Here is a 19,927-nt window from a genome sequence, read left to right as displayed (position 1 = left end):
CATCCAGATCCAAATTACCGACAATATCGAGACTGTCGTTATCGCCACCGTCACCCGCCACGGTGCTGACGAACTGAATGTCCGTACCCGTGGTCAGAGTACGGTCACCGCTTAATGTGACCGCGCCGGTGTAGGTTTGCTTGCCAGAGGTCGTAACGTCGGCTGCGAGGTTCGAGGTACCACTGACATCCAGTGTAGTGACGCCACTAACTGCGCCATCCAAATCCAGATCACCGGCAATATCGAGACTGTCGTCATCGCCACCATTACCGGCGACGCTGCTGCCGAACTGAATGTTGGTACCGGTGAAGGTGCGATCACCATCGAGCGTAACGGCACCGCCATATTGTTGCGTGCCTGTGGTGGTGACATCACCACCAAGAACGATGGAGCCATTCGACCCACTGGCATCCACACTGCCCAACTCACCATCGGTGCCGCCACCGAGGGTACCGCTCAGGGTGACTGTGCCAGTGCCAGCATCCAGGTCCAGGGTATTTTCTTCAGTCGCTTCACTGTCGATGGTGCTGTTGAAGGTGATGGCGCTGTTGTCAGTTGTCAGCGTTACATCGTCGTTCAGCGTGACCGCACCGGTATAAGACTGAGCGCCAGTGTTGGCGATGTCGGTGCTAATGTTGTCGTTGATGTGAATGGCGTTGGCCGTAACCGACAAGCTGCCAACGCTGACCGATTCATCTTCAACACCAGTGGCGTCGTTGCCGAAGGTGACGGTCGAGGTGCCTGCATCAACGTCCAGAGCATGACCGCTGCCGCTAATGGTGGAACCAAACATGATGGCGTCATCGTCGGCGTTCAGATTAACGTCATCACTGAGCGTGACCGCGCCGGTATAGGTTTGCTTGCCAGAGGTCGTAACGTCGTCGGCGAGGTTCGAGGTACCGCTGACATCCAGTGTAGTGACGCCACTAACTGCGCCATCCAAATCCAGGTTGCCATTGATATCGAGACTGTCGTCATCGTCACCATTACCGGCGACGCTGCTGCCGAACTGAATGTTGGTACCTGTGAAGGTGCGATCGCCATCGAGCGTGACCGCTCCAGCGTAACTCTGTGTGCCACTGGTAGTGACATCGCCACCAATGATGATAGAACCAGTGGCCTGGCTGGCGTCCAGTGCGCCCAGTTCGCCATCGGCGCTACCACCGACGGTATCACTCAGGGTGACCGTGCCGTTGCCAGCATTCAGCGTCAGGGTGTTGTCTTCGCTGGCTTCACTGTCGATAGTGCTGCTAAAGGTGATGTTGTCGTTCGTGGTATTGAGAGTGACATCCTCAGCTAGCGTCACCGCACCGCTGAAGCTCTGGGCACCGGTGGTGGTAATGTCCGCACCCAAACTGGCTTGATGGTTAATGGTCAAGCTTGCCAGGCTGTGCAGACCACCCACCTCACCTTCAAAGCGGGCCAAACCATTAGCGGTATCGACTGTCAGCTCTTGTGCACCGTCCGCCGCACCATCGACGGTGCTGCTAAGGGTGATGTTGTTATCGCTGCTGGTCAGTAAGACCGCATCAGTTCCCGTGTCTGCCAGGGTTACGGCGCCGTTGTACGTCTGGGCACCAAAGGTGGTGATGTCGGCACCCAGGCTGACGGCGTTGTTAGCGGTCAAGCTCGCCAGGCTGTCGGCACTGCCTACCGTATCGTGGAAGATCGCCGTGCCACCAAGCCCGGTGGTCAGCGTCAGCGATTCTCTGCCATTGCCACCGTCGCTATCGCCATCAATGGTGCCGTTGAAGGTGATGTTGCTGTCAGCGGTCGTCAGCTCAACATTGCCCGCCAAGACGACTGCGCCGGTATAGGTCTGCATCCCGGCGGTTTCAACATGCGTTGACAGCGTTATCGTCGCACCAGTGACCGTCAGGCTGGTTAAGGCATTTTCATCACCAATGGCACCATCAAAGTTGACTGCGCCGGTACCGGCATCGACCGTTAAGCGTTCACTGCTGGTATCATTAATTGTAGAGGTGAATTCGATGTCGTCGTCATCGGCATTCAGTTCAACATCAGCGGTTAATTTCAGTGCGCCGTTGAATGTCTGTGTACCACCCGATGTCACATCAGCACCAAGCGAAATATCGCCATCCGCTGACATGCTGACAGCCCCTGTCCCGGCACCGCCAGAGGCATCAACGTCGCCGGAGATCGTCAATGCATTGCCCGACAGATTGATGTCGCCACCACCACTGGTCAGCCCCGACGACGAAACCGACACTGCGCCGTTACCGCTGGCACCACCACTTCCGGCGGTTGCAGAATTCGCGAACAATGAGATATCGCCACCATTGGTGGTAATGCCCGCATTCAAGGTAATGTCGTCGCCCGCCTCCAGAGTGATGCTGGTTCCGGGGTTGGTGATATTGATGTCGGCGAACTCGTTCTGAGTAATGTCGGCGTCCGCTTTCAACACCACATCTGCGGATTGCTCATTGATGGTCTGGGCGCTGATTTCAAAATCGCCGCCAACTTGATCATCAAACGTCATATTGCCGTTATCGAGCGCCAAATCGTCGTCGTTAGCGCCGGGGTCAGTCGCTACAATAGTGATGTTTTCCGGATCGAGCAGCAGCACACCGAATTTGCCCAACGCTGCACTCAAATCGGCCATGCCGAAATACGCCAGATTCTGTTTACCCGACACCTCGGCAAAACCGCCGTCACCGCCTTCGCTACCACCGCGTGCCGAGAGCGAACCACCAAAGCGCGTCCAGTTATCAGCCCAAACAATAATGCGGCCGCCATCACCTTGCCGGTTAGCATCGGCGTTCAGCAAAACGCCCGAACCGACAATGACTTTTTCGGCATTGGGAATGTCCGGGTTCTTACCTTGATAATCGCCACCGATAAGGATTTCGCCGCCGCCGAGTTCGCCACTGGCATCGACTTCGGCATCGCCGGTCAGGGCAATTTGATCGCCCAGTAAATGAACCTGGCCGCCTTGCTGGTTGTTAGAGTCGGCGGAAATGCGGCTGCCATCCTGAACCAGCAAGGTTGAATCTTCGGCGTGCAGGGTGATCTGGCCGCCATCGCTGTTGGCATCCAAAGCCGAGGCATCAATCTGGCCAGAGTTGACCACTGAGCTATCGCGGCCACCGCGACCGACCAGACTGATCACACCGCCGCTGTTGTCGATACGACCGGCTTTGATGATGCCTTCGTTGTTGACGACCTGAGCAAAAATATCCTGGGCGACCTGACCTTCCAGAACGATGGTGCCGCCGTTGGCGAGCAAGTCGCCGCTGTTGGTGATGGCGCTGTCAGCACCGCTGAAATTTTCCAGCAAGGCTGCGTCGACGGAAAAACGCATCAGTCCATCGCCATCGAAATCCAGCGCAATGCGATCGCCAACGGCCAGGTTAATGCGCCCGGCATGGGCAACTATATAACCGTGGTTTTCTACCCGGCTGCCGAGCAAGGTGACGCTGCCGCCGGTCGCGGCTTCAATGGTGCCGTGGTTGATGACGCTGCCAGCGGTACCATCCTGGCGCTCAAAATTCAGTTCGCCATCGAGGAAATCGTCGGTGGCAATAGCATGGCCGGATGCCACCAGTGAACCGACGCTCAACTGGGCCGTTGAGCCAAAATACACACCGTTGGGGTTGACCAGAATCACCTGGCCGTTGGCGTTGATCTGGCCGCGAATCACGCTGACATCGCCGTTCAGAATCTGGTTGAGCACCAGGGCATCGGAGGACGGCTGGAAGAAGTTGACCGCTTCGCCGGTATCGACATCGAAGCTTTGCCATTCCACCACCAGCTTGTCGGAGTTCTGCTGCACATTGGTGGTGCTGGCGTCGGGCTGGGAAATACTGCCGCTGCCGGCGACGACTTCACCACCGGTCGGGCCGGCGCGGCCAAGCGAAGCCGTTGCTGCCAGAATGGCCGTTGCCAGGGCAGCACGGGGAAAACGGGTGCGCTCAAAAATTCCAGGCAAGGTCAAACCACAGCCGTGGCTGTGCCTCCTCATCATCGTTTTCGCTGCCATCGATCACGGGCACCGCGAATTGCAGACGCGATGTCAGTTGATCGGGAATGCCAAAACGGACGCCCACACCCAGGGTCGATAGCTGGAACCAACCATCGACTTCGCTCAATAACGGATCATTTTTCTTGCCGGTGCTGTGATCGTAGAACACCGATAACTGCAGCAGGTCGCGCCAGCGCCAACCGCCGAAGGCATCCAGATCGCCAATCTTTGGCGCCTGGACAATGTATTCCAGCGATAACAGACCGCCGGTGTCGTACAACGCATAAGACGACGGATAGCCGCGCACATGGTCGGCGCCACCCACGGCATATTGTTCCATCGGCACCAGCAAGTTGGACGAGTACTGGAATTCGCTGCGCGCTAAAATCGATGAATTGTCGGTGATATTCTGCAAACGAGAATAGAACAGCAGCGTTTTGAAGAAACCGCCTTCGGCGTAATCGCCACTGGCACCACGCCGGCTGGGGCGCTCATCGCTGGGCAGTTCTTCGGCACTGGCGGAGTCGCCCATGGCACCCAGGAGGTCATTAAAACCGGTGGTGATTTCCACGCCGGCGTAATTCAAACCGCCATAACGGGTATCGACCGAATCGTAATCGGCCGCCAGGGTCATCACCGTCAGTTGGTCCTTGTTGGCTTGTTGGCCGAAGCGTTCGGTCGTCGCCTGCTTTGAAGCCAGCTCAACCCGAGTGGAAAGATTACGCTCCCGGCTGCGCTGCCATATGCGTTCGGCACCCAGGCCGATTTGGCTGGAATCGCCGCCGATTTCCAGGTTTTCAAAGTCGCCGCCGACCGAAAAGGTGTTGCGGTTAACGTAGGCACTGGCGCGCCAATCGCGGTCAATCACAATCTGATAATTGAGTTCAGCAAAAAGGCTGTTGGCCGGCAGCACCGAATGCTGCAGCGTCAGCCCCAGCTGGTCGGCGTTACCGGTCGGGTTATTCCATTGCGCACTGGCGCGGCCGCGCCAAACGCCGGTGGTGTCGGAGCCGTGGTTATCAGCACGTACAGTGCCGGTAAAACGCTGTTCATTGGGCACCCGAATCAACATGTTGGTTTCACCCACTCGCTGTCCGGGCTGGAACATGCCAAAGGCGGTCAGGCCGGGGAAATCGGTTAATACCAACAGGGCCGATTCGGCTTCCTGCTGGCTGACCGGCTCGCCAATTAAACGCCGAAACGGACGCTGCAGTGTGGCCTCGGAATACAACTGATTCCCTTCCGCCAGAACGCGGCCCAGGCGACCTTCTAACACCTCAAGCTTCACGACTCCCTCCGTCACCGTCTGCACTGGCAAAATCGCTTGCGCCAGTATCAATCCACGGCTGCGGTAGTAGTTGACGATGCGGTCGGTGACCGCCTCCAACTGACCAATGGTGAAGCCTTCGGGCCGCTCCATGCGGGCCGCCTCCACCAGTGCCTCAAGTTCTGACAGGGCGATGTCGTATTCGGGCAGGTCTCTGGCGTTAACCAGCTCAAAGCGCGAGACAACAATACGTTCGCCTTCATCGACCGCCAGTGGTCGTTCAACGACAGGCGGGATTTCCAAAACCGGACTAACCGGTTCCGGTGGTATACGGGGAGAGGATTCCGGGCGCGCACCGCCAGGCTGAACCTGGTCGGGTATCGGCTCCTGCGCAGAAGGCACTTCGGCGAGCGCAGAACACCAGAGCCCACTGCCGACCAAAAGGCATAACCAAACCTTGACCAACAGTTTCAAACGGCTGTTACAACGCCAACCCATCTGCAAACAACTCCCCTTTGAATGCACAGAATCCTTTAGTTCCGTTAATAAGTTGGCAATTTGAGCAAACGAAATATGAATTATGTCACAAAATAGATTGACAGTTTTAAGCGAAAACGGCAACGGAAATTACCAACTAAACGGTCAACATTTGAACTTTTTCCCGATCGATCATCGGTCGAAAACAACATAATTGGGGAATGAGCTGGATTTTTTAGAGAAATGGTCTACCGAGGACTGACTTCGATGGCGAAGGCGAGATTTGCGAGCAAACAAAGAGCCTGCAGAGCAGAGTACGGAAACGCAGGCTCAAGCGAGCAATTGGCTATGTATTAGCAACGATCACCAGCTTTCCCTTAGGCAGGCCGGTTGTTTCAAGTTCGACGATCGCCGGGATCGCCTCAGTGAGCGGCACGACCTGACCAAGCGCCGCGACGAGCTTGCCCTGCTCCATGGCCTTGCCGATACCACCCATGCTTTGCGGGTTCGGTTGGCCGAACACCAGGTGATGTCTCGATGACAACAGACAGCCCAGCAGCTTGGCAGGCGTGGGGACAATGTGCAGCGACTTGCCGCCAGCTTTGAGCATCGCACCACACTGGCGGAGCGACAAAGCACCCGCCGCGTCGAAGACGACATCGAAACGATGGCGATAGTGCGTGACATCGAAGGCGCGATAATCGACCACCTCGTCCACACCCAAAGCCACCGCCTGCTCGCGCGTTGACGCACTGCAACTGCCGACGATCCTGGCGCCAACCAACTGTGCAAGCTGCACCGCCGAACGACCAACCCCGCCCAGACAGCCACTGATAAAGACCGACTGACCAGCGCTGAGCTTTGCCTTTTCCATCAGCCCAGTCCAAGCGGTTATGCCCACCACGGTTAGGGCAGCGGCTTGCTCGAAGGTGACCGAAGGCGGTTTAAGCCAAAGGCTTTTCTCGTCTACCGCCAGGTACTCGGCAAAGGCGCCCGCTTGACGGATGGCGCTGACGCCGAACACTTCATCGCCCACCTTAACCCGATCCACATCAGCACCAAGTGCTTCGACCACACCGGCGAAATCATGTCCCAGGCCACGAGGAAAGCGGGATCCGGACATAAACTTCATCTCGCCCCGACGGATCTTCCAATCCATCGGATTGACCGAAGCCGCTTTGACCTTCACCAGCACCTGTCCTTTCCCCGCTTCCGGGATTGGTCGTTCGCCTAAGCGAAGAACGCCTGGGGCGCCGTAATGGTCATACTGAATCGTCTTCATCTGCAATTAACTCCTTTGGCCGTCATCACTCGCCCAACCACACCCAAATAAAACCAACCGTCACCACCGCCTCAGCAACGACAGAAGCGAAAATACCCGGGCGGACCCGCCCCGACAGAAACTCAAAGAGCCCAAGCCCCGAAAGAACGGCGGTTATTCCAGCGGCAATCAAACAGACCGCACTGCGGAAATCGGAAGGGGCCGCATGACGACCAAAGAAGAACAAGAGGGCGACGCCAAAATAAAGCGCGCCAATCCGGCGGCATAAAATAAGCGATCCCGTGGTCGCCTCCAGGCCCCACTCCTTGAGCAAAGAACCACCGGCGAATAGGAAGCGCATGCCGAGCAGAATAGCGGCGCCCGTCATGATGATTGCCATAAGATAAAAGGTCATTGTCGGTCTCCATTGAGCAAGCGACCGCGGTCACCCTGCTCCAATCAGGTTATGTCAGTTGCTGACATGACCTAAAATGCGATACAAAATGAGTCATGTCAATGACTGTCATCAAGGCTATAAAAGAATGAGTCGGTGGGAACCCAATGCCCGGGGCAGGCTTGAGCAAGCTGCGCTGGATCTGTACCAAGAGCGTGGTTATGACCAAACCACGGTAACGGAGATAGCTGCACGGACGGGGCTCACGGAGCGCACCTTCTTCCGGCATTTCGCTGATAAGCGAGAGGTGCTATTTGGCATGCAAGATGGCCTGCTCGAAACCTGCGTGCAGGCCATCGAAGCGGCGCCGAATAGCGCAACCCCCATCGACACAGTCATGTCCGCCATGGAAGCCCTGGCGCCCATGTTTCAAGAACGACATGACATCACCCGTCAGCGCCAATCGGTGATTGAAGCCAATCCGCCGCTCCAAGAACGGGAATTGCTGAAGTTTGCGAAGTTCACCCAAGCCATGGCGGATGCGTTGAAGGAACGAGGAACAAGCGACGCGGAAGCACATCTCGCCGCCAACACTGGCGCTCTGATTTTTAGAACCGCTTACGCTCGTTGGTTGGCTGAGCAAGATGAGCCCGATCTTTTGAAATTGACACAGGATTCGTTTAATCAACTTAAACAAATTCTGGCCGATTAATTTCTGAAGAACTCACAGCCGAAAAGGCTATCGAACAAGGCCAGCGGTTTTCGGTGGCACCAGACGGCGCAGCGCTTCCGAACCGAACAAGATAGAAAGGCCATAGACGACCAAAAAATACGGCAAGTAGCTGATGGACGTCATACCCGCCACCAGTCCAAACAAAGGCGGCAAGGCAGTCGCGCCGATATAAGCAAAGGCCATCTGATAACCCATAATCGACTGGGAACTGGCCTGCCCAAAGCGCGCCGGCGTTTCATGCAACATGCACGGGAAGATCGGCGCACAGCCCAGGCCGATCAGCACATAGCCACAGAGCGAAAACGGCAGCGACAGCGGCAACCACATCATCAGCACGCCCACTGCTATTACCAACGACCCGGCCCGAATCATCGCCAGGTTGGAAAACCGATAACTGCCAAAGCCAGTCGCGAAACGGCCGAGGGTGATGCTGGCGTAAAAGATCGATACCCAATAAGCGGCATCCGCTGCGGCCAAACCCCGTGTTTGATAAAGGTAGGATGCGCCCCACAAACCCATGGTCAACTCCAGCCCGCAGTAAAACAGAAACACCACCATGGCGAGCCCGACGCCTTTAATCCGTAAGGCGTTGCTTAACGACAGCGGCCGTTCGGACTCATTGGATGGCTGATCGACATCCCGCCGAACCTTAACCCGACTCCACAGCGGTATGGCCAGCAACAGCACGATCACCAACACCACCTGGAACACCGCAATGCTGCTGTAACCGAGCCGCCAACCCAGCTGCTCGGCGAACAGAATGGACAACAACAAAGGCCCGCCGAGTGCACCCACGCCCCAGAAACTGTGCAACCAGCTCATATGCCGCGACGCATAATGGTTAGCGACATAGGCATTCAACGCAGCATCCACAGCACCGGCGCCCAGGCCCAAAGGCACCGCCATCAAAATCAGCCAGCCAAAGGCCGGAGCGGCAGCAAAACCAAATAAAGCGATGGCGGTTAAAGCAACGCTGAAGGCGGTCAACTTGCCGGTACCGAAACGGGCCAACAGTTGACCGGCAAACATTGAAGACACAATAGTGCCGCCAGAAATAATCAGCTGCAGCAAACCGGCGGCACTGAAAGGCACACCCAATTCCGGCTGCATCACCGGCCAGCCGGCACCGAGCAAAGCATCCGGCAAACCCAGGCTGATAAAGGCGACATAGATCAACAGCAATAACAGCGTAGCCATAAATAAATCTCTTAATTGAGGACCAGATTAAGCGTCAAAGTTGCCAGCCCGGTTTGGTAATCGGCGCTGAAATCTTTCGACAAACTCAGTTGCGGAGTGATGTTTTGCGGTAAGCGCGCGCGACATTTTTGTTCGATTTGCGCCAGGCCCGCAGCGGAAAAATCTTCGCGATACAGCACCATGGAATCGGGGTTCAAAATGGCGGTTAAGCACAACACCACCTTAGCAGTGGCCTCGACAAAGGCGTCATCCGCAGCGTCGGCCAGTGCCTCCCAAGAAATATCAAGCGGCAACAGATTCAGCTCGCCCGCAAAATGATTGCGCCCTTTAACCAGCTCACCATCAATACGGATACCCGCACCGGGGCCATACTTGCGCGGGAAATACAGATAAACCTCGCTCGGCGGCGCATCCGCCAACTGCCCTCGCCCCAGCACAGCCGCGTTAACATCATTTTCGAACAAAACAGGCAAACCAAAACGCTGCTCGAAACGCGCTACCAAAGGCACACCGATAAAGGCCGCGTAATCCAGAGTGACGATAGCGCCTTCATACTCAACGCCCGGCAGACCAAAACCAATCGCCGCCACGGCTGGATAGTCGGCCAGATGCTCAGCGATGATCTGCTCCAGAGCCTCGGGCGTTGGAGACAACAAAGGATGATCGAACGCCGCTACGCTCTGCCCGTATAGATCGAGAATGCGCACACACAAGGCATCCTCACCCTCGACTTCCCGGCTAAAAGCAATCAGCACCAACTGATGCCGCTCGTTAAAACAATAACGACGCGACGGCCGCCCACCACTCGAAGCCAGCGGTTCATCCTCGAACACCTGCCCCTGCTCTAGCTGCGCCTTCAACACGCTGCCGACGGTAACCGTACTCAAACCAGTCTGGCCGGCCAGTTCGCGCACCGTGGCACAGCGCTGCTGGCGCAGCGCATTGCGCACCAAACGAGCGTTCAGCTGTTTGACGTCCTGCGTGCTGGCAGGTTGGGGGGTGTTGGTATCAGGGTTATACATAAATACTTTATAAAAGTATTTAATTATGTATGCAAGGGTTGGGGTTTAGGCCGGGGGTGTTAGGGGGTTGAAAGATAGGGGGATGGGAAGCTGGGTAGAAAAGGGTTGCTTGGCTTAGCGGCACGACTCGATGGCTTTGAATATCGCAAGTACAGCTTGCCATTCTCGATCGTTGAACTCAGCAAAACGCTGCATGCTGGAAAGCTCGTTATATAAATATTCACAGACCTGCGGTCCGTAATTCGTGCGGGTCAACTCTTCGATGTAGTAGTTGAATGTCTGAATGCCTTGTTCGAGGTTTCGTTGTTGTGCTGAGGAAATTAGGAATTGGAGGTTTTCGATGATGTCGGGTTTCATGGTTTTTTGTTGGGGGCTGGTTGGAGGGGCATTTTAGTGTTCAGTGCTGTGTGTGTCCTGTTTGCATTTCTCCTTAACCACGCCCAATGGCAGGCACCCTATTGGTTAGAGTCGAGGTCCATCAGGACCGGAAAGAGATTGAATGAACTGCCGTGACTTCTTGAGTGCAAGGAGTAAGCGATAACGTTAATCTCTATTACAGTGAAGTGAAATGTTTTTGGAAAGACAACATCCATTCAGGAGCTGAAGTAGCAATACTTGGGACGATGAAGCGAACTGTCCCTTCGGTTCATGAATTGGATAAAAAAAATCCACTTAAAGGATATTTGAAAGTAGATAGTCATAAAAGCTTCCATGAAATGTATCATGCTATCTAATACTCAAAATCAACAAGATACTCACCCTAACCTCCTCCTATGAAAGATGCTCCAATAGCTGCGTCATCCAGGCTCTTATACTTGTAGAGAGCAAAACGGCCGTAAGCGCAGAATACTCATAGCCGACAAACGCTATTGAAAATGTTAGTGGTTTTCAGGGGCACCAGACGGCGTAGCGCTTCTGAGCCGAACAAGTTTTTGGGATAGCACTAAAGGTTTATGGGAGGGGAGGTTACAAAGAGGGACGGTGAAAGCTTGGAATTAATAGGGGTGAGATAAACGGAAGGAAAAAATGTGAAGCTTAAACTTTGGACCGGAGCTTTTTAAGAACCTGACAGACTAACGCACTCAAAACACTGCCCTTATTCCAATCATCCCTCAATAACATCCATAAGACTTCATCGGAAACGTAAAAATAATGCCCTCACTTTCAACAGAAGAGCGATACGTATTTCTGAACCGTGCTTTACTATAAATGTCCATAGCAGATTGAAAAACTGTGATTTAAGAGTGGTAAAAAATAGTCTGCCCAAAAAAACACTATACAACAGATTCCTAAACGATGCGGCCCCAAAAGAAGCAAAATTTTAACGCTAGATTCATACATTAGCACGACTAAGAAATGACTTCACAGACATTGCAAGATGAAATGCCATAGTGCAGGGAACACCGTTACATATCATTTTAAATTTAGAAGAAAGCGACATATCCGTCGGTAATTCATACTTATCCGGAACGGACTGTATACGAAGAGTTTCTCGCACAGATAAGCGTCGAGCCTTCGAAGGATGAAGGTGAACTTCTTGATTCCCATACCATGCTGTTGGGCTGAATCGATAACGATGAAGCCTTTTAAATGATTTACGTCTGACATCACCTTCTGAAACTGTATTGAATCTATGAGAATATGGATTAAAAAACTCACTCCCATTAGGTAATTTCTCGGGATCATCACGCCCTAAAAGAGCAGGGAAAACTGTGAGCTCAAGTGGCACATCACTAGGTTTCTTAGGCTCATCACCAAATGGGATAATAGTTGGCCAAGACAGCATCTTTGCTCCTGTATAGGCATCTACAACTGGCCAAGGGAACCACCCCTCCTTTCTCTCACTTAAGTCCTTTTCTACATGTTTTACTAATGTCTTTTTAAATCCGACAACAAACAAGCGCTCCCTATCTTGGGGCACTCCTAGCTCAAGTGCGTTAAGAACCTTATAGTCAACAATGTAACCACTCTTACGCAACTGAGATATTTTCTCCTCTAAAAAAAATCTATGTTTTTTAAACCTGTAAAGACCTGAAACATTTTCAATTATGAAAAAACCTGGTTTGATATCACAAATCATATCGGTAAAAACACTTGTAAGTGCTCCTCTAGGCCCTTCCCCTCCAGCATGGTTACCTCCATTACTGAAATCAGGACATGGAGGGCCACCTATAACACCGAATATGGCCGGTCGTGGGCCAGAAAACGCCTCCTTTAAGACGTTTTTGGCAGTAAGATCGCAAATACTGTCTGTATTAGTAATAGCAGCATTTTCACCTCGCACATCAAGCGATGAAAGCCAAGTTGACATGCCATACTCATAGCCCGATATGAATGAAGGATTATTTTCATTTGTCCAGCATATTGAGAAACCAGCTTGCTTGAATCCGATGTCCAAGAAACCGCCCCCAGTAAAGAAAGAAATAATTGGTATTTTCATTCAGGTTTCTTTCTCAGCTATATTAAAAAATCCGATATCCGACTGGGCGAATGGGCCTATAACGAGCCCTCGATCAAGGAGGCGGTTAAATTCTTCGCATGCTGTTTCCGGTACGAGGCTACATCCATGACAAGCAGCTAAATTTAAAGAGTCGGGACCTTGGCCACCTCGCTGCCCCATCTCCATACATACTGGATCCGCGGAACACCATTGCGCACTAGCAAGCGTTCGCTTAAGTAATGGCTCTAATCGACCAGGCTTACCCATTCGAACAAGCCCCCCAAGAGTGCCTTCAGAATCGCCTGCTGCCGTATAAATCAGTATTCCAGCCATCGGTGCACCAGGATTCTCAGATACATATAGTCTTTCCCTGAGCGCTGCTGAGCTATAACCACATTCGAATGTCAACCTATTGATAAGTAAGTGGGAGATTGTATGAAGGAGAACGTATCTGGGCCCAATATTTCGACTGTGGAGACGGCGAGATTGGCATAGAGCATGGTAGCGAGCAATGAGTGGCTGAACTCGCTTCTGCACCTCAGGCTTCCCTTCCCATCGTCGCAAACGTTGTTCATCAAGAGTAAGAAAGATGCCTTCACCATAAACCACATTAGCAGGTAACCATTTCTTATCAGGCGGACTTAGACGCAACATCCCTTGCAAGTAACTCATATCACTTTCAGTATCAGCAAACACCCTTGTGAAACCACTAAATGCTCGGGTCTCTCTGAGTTTATGAACCAACGTTACGCTCGAAAAATACTGAGAAAAACCTGAGTCGTATTTGTTAAGATTAGCTGGTTTAAGTACTAATTGATCAAAGTCCGCAGCGGCAATTAGAACATCATGCTCCTGACGTCGGAATCCAGTTTCTACATCGTCGTCGACAACCCGACTTTTTCGATTTTTTTCAAGCGTAGCACTACATACTATATCAATGGCTAACTTCACCTGACGATCAAGGAAAGCAGCTAACAGTTCCGGGAATTGCTCTCTCAACTGGCCTGGTTCAGGGATAATACCCATACCCTGAAAGATACCGACAAAGGTGCTTATAGGTGGTGCCTCTATAAGAGAAATGACCTCGGCCACAGCACTGTCATCACTTCGGGGTAGATATATCGAGCTGTGCACCTGTGCAAAATAAACGTTTGCAGCACTTCGGAGCGTACCACGAAGAGGCCTACAGCAACCCTCACCATGTTCAGTTCCAAGCCAAGGACGAGCGCCAGAGCAAAGAAATAGGGTTTTATTACTGTCAAGTGTCCTACTTAACTCCGTACTATTGCCGTCAGGACTTGCATTAGTGATTCCAGCAAGCGTTCGCTCGGGCCCTCCATCAACTTTCACCTTCTGCCCTGCCAGTGTCATACCTCCACTAGAAAGGAGTCTCATCGAGGGAGCAGTCACCGGCGGATTCGATGATCGATACACCCATTCAACCCAAGGAAAATCCTGTATGTGTCCAGAATCACACATCGCGACGAAAGGCACCTGAACAATGTAACTAGTCCATCCTCGAGCTTGGCATTCCGCGCACTTCAAACGACCTTTCGTAATTAATGACAATTTACGCATCAACCCACAACGGCTGCAATAGTGCCACTGAGGAAACCGAAGAAATGGAATTGTAAGGTAGCTATTCGTCTGCGGGTCGTGTCTGCGTGTACGTCGATGATCTGGAGGTAGATAGAAATTTTCTACGTTAAGGCGTTCCGCTAACCGCCATTCATCTACCAGGTATTCTTCCTGGATTATGTTTCCATTATCCCCAGATTCATGTTTGAACCAATGGTCTAGTCCCGCGCAGATGACGGAGACCCCATCAGGCAAGACCATCATTGCCCCTGGTCCAAACGGAGAAATAAGTTGACCACGCCGAACAGGTCCCCTAGGCATCTCGACTGTCCTCCATTTCGTTCAGCATATAGAGCTGTGTTATTTCAACCTGACACTCAGCATCCACATTTCGAAGTGACAGAGGCGTAGCCCAGGAAACTCGAGCTTTATCAGGTGCTACATAAGCCCCAGCAGGTCGCATCAATGGTACGTCTTGCAAACTCAATGTCCCGTCCCAGTTCAAGCGCTGCCAACGCTGCCACTCATTTGCTCTCCGACTAAATATCGTACGAAGCGAGTCAAGTTCACCTGGATCGACAATCTCAGCCCGGCGGTTGAGAAGATCAGCTATCGAATCGATTAGTGCCGTGGGGAATGGAGAAGGACTTTCTGCTTGGTCAGAATCTCCGAACTGCCTAACATAACTAGCCATAACCGCATGAACTGCTCGATCAAGTGCAGGGCGTGAAAACGGAGTCACACTTGTAGGTTCTACTTGCGAATAAAGTCGTTCATGATAGCTACGGAATTTTTCAAAATGAGATCGATCTCGCGGCTTAGATGCCGCATATATTGTAACCACAAGCCCCGGACGATCCTGCTTTCTTCCAACACGGCCAGTTACCTGAATATACTGCGAAGTTGTTTTTGGCTGACCGACTATCGACATAAGTGATAAACGGTCGATATCTACACCCACTTCAATAATGTTTGAAGACAAACACACGTCTACCGATTGACCTTGTTGTGAATCAGTGGGAACTTCTAGTTCCGTTATAGCTTTAGAAACTTCATCACCTGGGAGACGGCCAGTGAGTTCCATGATCTTTCTAATTTGTCGAATATCCCTAAACCCAATATCAAGGCGTTGCCTTAATGCACCCTTTAAAAAATCAGGAATATCCGATTGAAAAAGTGTCAATGTAGTTCCGAGTTCGCGTAAACTGTTGAAAAAAAGAAGCAACGTCCACCATGGATCTCTATCAGATACACCCAGTGGATGAGGAGCTTGTAGCAAAGCAGAAAAAGTTCGAACTTGGACAGTTTGTAGCGAACCTAAACCCGGGGCATGAACACCTACATATATGCGCCCACGTTCCAAACTACCATCAATCCGATAAGCCACTTTTGCAAAGAATGAGTCATCCGCATCAAGCCCAGGAGGAGGGAACAAACTAGTTTTTTTGCGCGCATACAAGCTAAGCACCTGTTCATCATAATTGCGAATGGTTGCCGTTGAACTGACGATCTTTGGTCGAACTGGTAATTTTCCGCGTCGATCAGTACAGAGTTCTTCAATGATTGATTCATAGAGACCAACCATTGACCCGAGAGGACCCGAAATCAGATGCAATTCATCCTGAATTATAAGTCCGGGCGGAGAATAATTTCTCGTCCCGTTTTCTGCAATGCCAAAAAGTGCTCTGGCCTGTGGTCGCCAAGCTAGCATTGCAAACTTATCTACTGTTCCAATTAAAAGTGCCGGCCGTTTTTCATATATGTCTTCGTCCACCACATAAAGAGGAAGGGAATCATGAAATTCACAGCTCCTGTCTGGACAAGCATAGGCTACAGTATTCCCTAGCCGTGAATATCCAATAACTTTTGGAACTCCCCGGCGTCCCCGACCACGAACTATAAGATTTACCGGCCCCATTTGTGCCCCACACCAAGGGCATCTATCAAGCACAAATTTATTTTCTTTAGCGTTGTCACCTTTTGCCAAACTACGGAACACAGTTAGTGCTTCATCCCGGGTATTTGGTGTAGTGTCCCCGCCCAACCAAACACCAATGGAAATCTCCGAGCTGCCTAATTCAGCTAGGTTCTTCCGACGTATATACTCCATTGCACATATAAGGCGTGATGCACGCTGAAACTGCTGAGCAGTTAGAAGCCGAAGAGTGTAACGCATTAAAGCCTGCACCCCGGTATCGTCTGAGTTACGTAAGCGACGAAGAAAAATACTAAATGCTGCTAGCCCAAGATAAGCTTCGGTTTTACCACCTCCAGTAGGAAACCATATTAACTCAACACGCTCCCGGTCAAGATCCCCACCATCGGCGGTTGAACGTAACGATGTTAGTATGAAAGCAATTTGGAATGCTCGCCACCTGCACTCCTTAGCATTTTCTGAATACAAATCAAGAGCTTCATAAGGCTCCTTGAACACAAGCATTGAACTAGCATGATCGAATGACGCAAAACGAGCTTCGCGCCGTGACTGCATTTGCTGAATAAGCATAGCAAGATTCGCAAGCTGAAATGCCTGCCTAATCTGGGCATCATTTTGAATGAGCGATAATCCATCACGCATCCGAAGCGCGGCATGCTTACATGCTTCTATATGGGATTTCGCAGTGCCCTGCAGTCGAGCGCTTAGCCCAACTATTCGCGATTCTTGCTCAGTAATCCAGCGCTCATATTCACTTACAATCTCGCTGAGCTCCTCAAAACCTTCTGTTCCAGACTCAAGTCCCGCGAGCAATCGCATGGATGCACCCAATGGTTGTCCATACTCATTGCGTATGTCTGGCGTAATATTCGGTGTTTCAAATGTGGGTAAGCACTCAGCCGAAACACGAATAGCATGATGTGGACCCTTATTTGCACACTCCCAATCAGCCGCACATCCGTGTCCAACACCGAACGTTAATTTTCCTCTATAAAGTAACTCTTGTGAACGCTCTTCACTATCCGAGGGTTCTGCCGTGGGATATGGAAGGATTATAGGGTCGGTAGAGCCCTCTCCTTGAACTTCCACATTCATGTGGCACTGGAAAAGCGATTGCAAATCCAAACGCCCGGCTGACTGCTCACGATTGACTAGACAGACAGTGACAAGAAAATCATCTGCATTCGGTGGATATGGTCTAGCAAAAACTTCAACATGTACATTTAGGTCTTCAATATTCTCCTTCTTATTCACATGAGCAGTTATGTATTCCGCATGTAGAGAAGGAAAACTAGTACGCCGAAATCGACTTGTCAGACGAACTGGTGAACGTAGCCACCATTCTCTATCGCGCCCAGCAAGCGTTACAGGCTTGTTTTCATACCTCCCCCCTGTTGCAGTTACCACCAGCTCTGCATCTTTAGGTAGTCGAATAAGAAGACTCACTGCCATACTACTAGGCTTATATGTATTCGCTGATGATAAATCAAAGTCATCTAGGTCCGTATCAGAGTGAAGGGGCTCATTTCTTGCCATCATAGTCTCGTAATCGCGGACGGCCGATGTAGCTAACACATCTTTTATAGATGGTTGAGGCACATCATCATTATCTTGCTCTTCAACTAGAGAATCCTCATTGGACTCTGCAGGACCCATCGCCACATTCATCGGATACAGGACTCCCACCCCATACCGTTTTGTTGGTGAATCACGCTGGAGGATTTCTTCACCAGACCCTAATTGGCAGTATGATCTATAAGCAGCTTCTATATCATCTAACTTAATTACTGAGCTACAGTCTATCTCATCTCCAATCGGACATGGCCCTACCAACTCCTCACGAAGCGCCCGAAGAATTACTCCACGGTTCTCAATTTGATCTGTCATTTAACACTCCGGTTTACCTTTAGCACTAGGATTCAATAACGATTGAATAATATGCGGCTTCGCGGTCTCGTGAACCATGATATAAAGCCTTTCTAAGGCCCGTGTCGTTGCAACGTAAAAAAGGGATGAAAAAATGTCTCCCTCCAACTTTTCTATATCAGTTATTACTATCACTGGTGCATCAAGGCCTTTAAAGCTATGTATGGTTGTATACCGTATGCTGTCAGAAACTGCCCCATCATAAGGAGCAATATTATTAGCCCAACGTTTATCGGTGATCGATGCAGAAGCGGAACGAATTCCCACTTTCGGAGAAAGAATTACGATGTCGCGTCTCGGATAATTATCACGATCTAATTGGTCGAGGATGTTCACAAGCTGCTTCTGTTGCTGAGACCGGGTAGAGTAGTACATTATCGTAGGTTCTACCCGATCATCTGGGCGAAGAATACGCGAATAGCCTGGTGACAGCCTTCCTAAAAGATAGGATAGCGTCGCAATGCGTGGAGTGTTCCTACAATTAACTCGAAGAGAAAATCTAGCAAATGTCCCCAACCTCTCTCGGAATAGTCTATCTATAAGATCTCGATCCTGACCGTACAACATCTGCCGTTCAAAATCGCCAAAGAACATCCAGCTACCTTGTTTCAAACTACCTTTTAGTGTTAAATCAAAAACATCAAGGTATGAATAGTTTAATAAGTCTTGAAGTTCATCAACTATTAGTACGTCGAACTGGGCTTCGGCCGAGTTTGATTCAAGTAGCTTGGCGACAGCAGCGTCAGGTAAGTCTACTTTCCAAAAGGTGTCATCTACATCAATAGGTAAAGGGATTCCAGCCACGCTTAGTAGGTGCTGGTGTAACGTCCTCACAGTAACATTTTCGCGCTGAGCAATAGCTTGGCTCGATACCCATCGCCCAAGAAGCCGGTTAAAACAAATAAACAGAACTTTTTTTCCTGAATCTGCCGCTCGTCGTGTCGCTTCGAGAGCTAGAAGAGTCTTCCCTGTGCCTGCAGGTCCAGAAAATAGAACTCTTTCGTTATCAGTCATTGCATCAAGTGCTATAAACTGCTCTTCGGTATAGCGCAGGATTTCCGCATGCTTTCGAGCCTGCCGATCAGTAGCTTTCTCTAAAAACTCAAAGTTCGGGCGAAGTATTCTAGCAATAGCAGCAGCTTGTTGTTTATTCGGAAAACGGTCTTCATCATTGAACCAGCGCACCGAAGGCTGCGAATCAAGTAATAACCTAGCATTCCGCATAATTCCTAACACCAGTTTCGGAAGCGAAGACTTACATAATTTCGTAGCATCGATGACCTGCCACGAGTGCCACTCATCGGACGTCACGGTGAACTCAATCGATGGAAAAGCAACTGCTGACCAAAATGGCACACGAGAAAGTTTATGATCACTTCGTACTACATGCTGGCGTAGACTGTGCATACCTTCAGAAGATTGTTTAAAGGGACCGCGGGGATCACCCCTTTCCTCTTTACCGTAATACCATAGACCATCTTCTCGGCGAACCGAATTAGAAGCTTTCACTTCAAGACAAAGAACGCCAAATTTAGGAATAACAATTACAAAGTCTACCTCACCAGTGACTTGCCGCCGATGATGAGCAATATCTAGAGAATGAAGTACAATCCAATCTTTTGTATCAGGGTCATCTAATAGGAGCTCAAAGATTTCTCTTTCACCTGGACTACGACAAGATTCCGGAATAAAGGAAGGTATCATTCGCGCCATA

12 protein-coding genes are annotated in these 19,927 nt (G+C 51.0%); 1 reads left to right on the top strand and 11 read right to left on the bottom strand.

Annotated elements, in window-relative coordinates; translation table 11 throughout:
* The 4 genes from ABMA60_RS04385 to ABMA60_RS04370 form a co-directional block, all read right to left on the bottom strand.
* Positions 1-3,955, bottom strand: a 3,955-nt coding sequence (locus tag ABMA60_RS04385) for a beta strand repeat-containing protein (RefSeq protein WP_392799273.1), incomplete at its 3' end; no start/stop codon positions are given.
* Positions 3,933-5,552 (bottom strand): ShlB/FhaC/HecB family hemolysin secretion/activation protein, encoded by a 1,620-nt coding sequence (locus ABMA60_RS04380; protein ID WP_392799270.1) that lies wholly within the window; start codon positions 5,550-5,552, stop codon positions 3,933-3,935. The genes ABMA60_RS04385 and ABMA60_RS04380, both read right to left, overlap by 23 nt.
* A 520-nt stretch (positions 5,553-6,072) precedes the next feature.
* Positions 6,073-7,008, bottom strand: coding sequence for an NADP-dependent oxidoreductase (locus tag ABMA60_RS04375; protein ID WP_392799268.1), 936 nt, complete (start codon positions 7,006-7,008; stop codon positions 6,073-6,075).
* 25 nt (positions 7,009-7,033) lie between these two features.
* Positions 7,034-7,402, bottom strand: a complete 369-nt coding sequence (locus tag ABMA60_RS04370) for a hypothetical protein (protein WP_392799265.1) — start codon at positions 7,400-7,402, stop codon at positions 7,034-7,036.
* A gap of 88 nt (positions 7,403-7,490) precedes the next feature.
* On the opposite strand from ABMA60_RS04370, the gene ABMA60_RS04365 reads away from it, so the two are divergent.
* Complete coding sequence (locus ABMA60_RS04365) at positions 7,491-8,093, top strand: TetR/AcrR family transcriptional regulator (RefSeq protein ID WP_392799262.1); 603 nt, start codon at positions 7,491-7,493, stop codon at positions 8,091-8,093.
* A gap of 27 nt (positions 8,094-8,120) precedes the next feature.
* On the opposite strand, the gene ABMA60_RS04360 is transcribed toward ABMA60_RS04365, so the two are convergent.
* The 7 genes from ABMA60_RS04360 to ABMA60_RS04330 all read right to left on the bottom strand — a co-directional run bounded on the left by ABMA60_RS04360 (position 8,121) and on the right by ABMA60_RS04330 (position 19,926).
* Positions 8,121-9,311, bottom strand: a complete 1,191-nt coding sequence (locus ABMA60_RS04360; protein ID WP_392799259.1) for an MFS transporter — start codon at positions 9,309-9,311, stop codon at positions 8,121-8,123.
* Between the two features lie 11 nt (positions 9,312-9,322).
* Positions 9,323-10,333: an ROK family protein gene (locus ABMA60_RS04355; protein WP_392799256.1), complete on the bottom strand. Its 1,011-nt coding sequence runs from the start codon at positions 10,331-10,333 to the stop codon at positions 9,323-9,325.
* A gap of 114 nt (positions 10,334-10,447) precedes the next feature.
* Complete coding sequence (locus tag ABMA60_RS04350) at positions 10,448-10,690, bottom strand: hypothetical protein (RefSeq protein ID WP_392799253.1); 243 nt, start codon at positions 10,688-10,690, stop codon at positions 10,448-10,450.
* A 976-nt stretch (positions 10,691-11,666) separates the two neighbouring features.
* A complete protein-coding gene (locus tag ABMA60_RS04345) occupies positions 11,667-12,773 on the bottom strand; it encodes a DNA cytosine methyltransferase (RefSeq protein WP_392799251.1) in 1,107 nt (368 codons plus the stop codon).
* Positions 12,774-14,672, bottom strand: a complete 1,899-nt coding sequence (gene drmB, locus ABMA60_RS04340; protein WP_392799248.1) for a DrmB family protein — start codon at positions 14,670-14,672, stop codon at positions 12,774-12,776. It lies immediately after the preceding gene.
* Positions 14,665-18,174, bottom strand: coding sequence for a helicase-related protein (locus tag ABMA60_RS04335; protein WP_392799245.1), 3,510 nt, complete (start codon positions 18,172-18,174; stop codon positions 14,665-14,667). The genes drmB and ABMA60_RS04335 overlap by 8 nt, the downstream gene beginning before the upstream one ends.
* Complete coding sequence (locus ABMA60_RS04330) at positions 18,175-19,926, bottom strand: NERD domain-containing protein (RefSeq protein ID WP_392799242.1); 1,752 nt, start codon at positions 19,924-19,926, stop codon at positions 18,175-18,177.
* Position 19,927: the final 1 nt, after the last annotated feature.

Origin of the sequence: Saccharospirillum sp. HFRX-2, from assembly GCF_043196805.1 — a bacterium.
Lineage (GTDB): Bacteria > Pseudomonadota > Gammaproteobacteria > Pseudomonadales > Natronospirillaceae > Saccharospirillum.
Note: the sequence above shows the minus strand (reverse complement) of the source record. Positions and strands in the feature narration are given on the sequence as shown.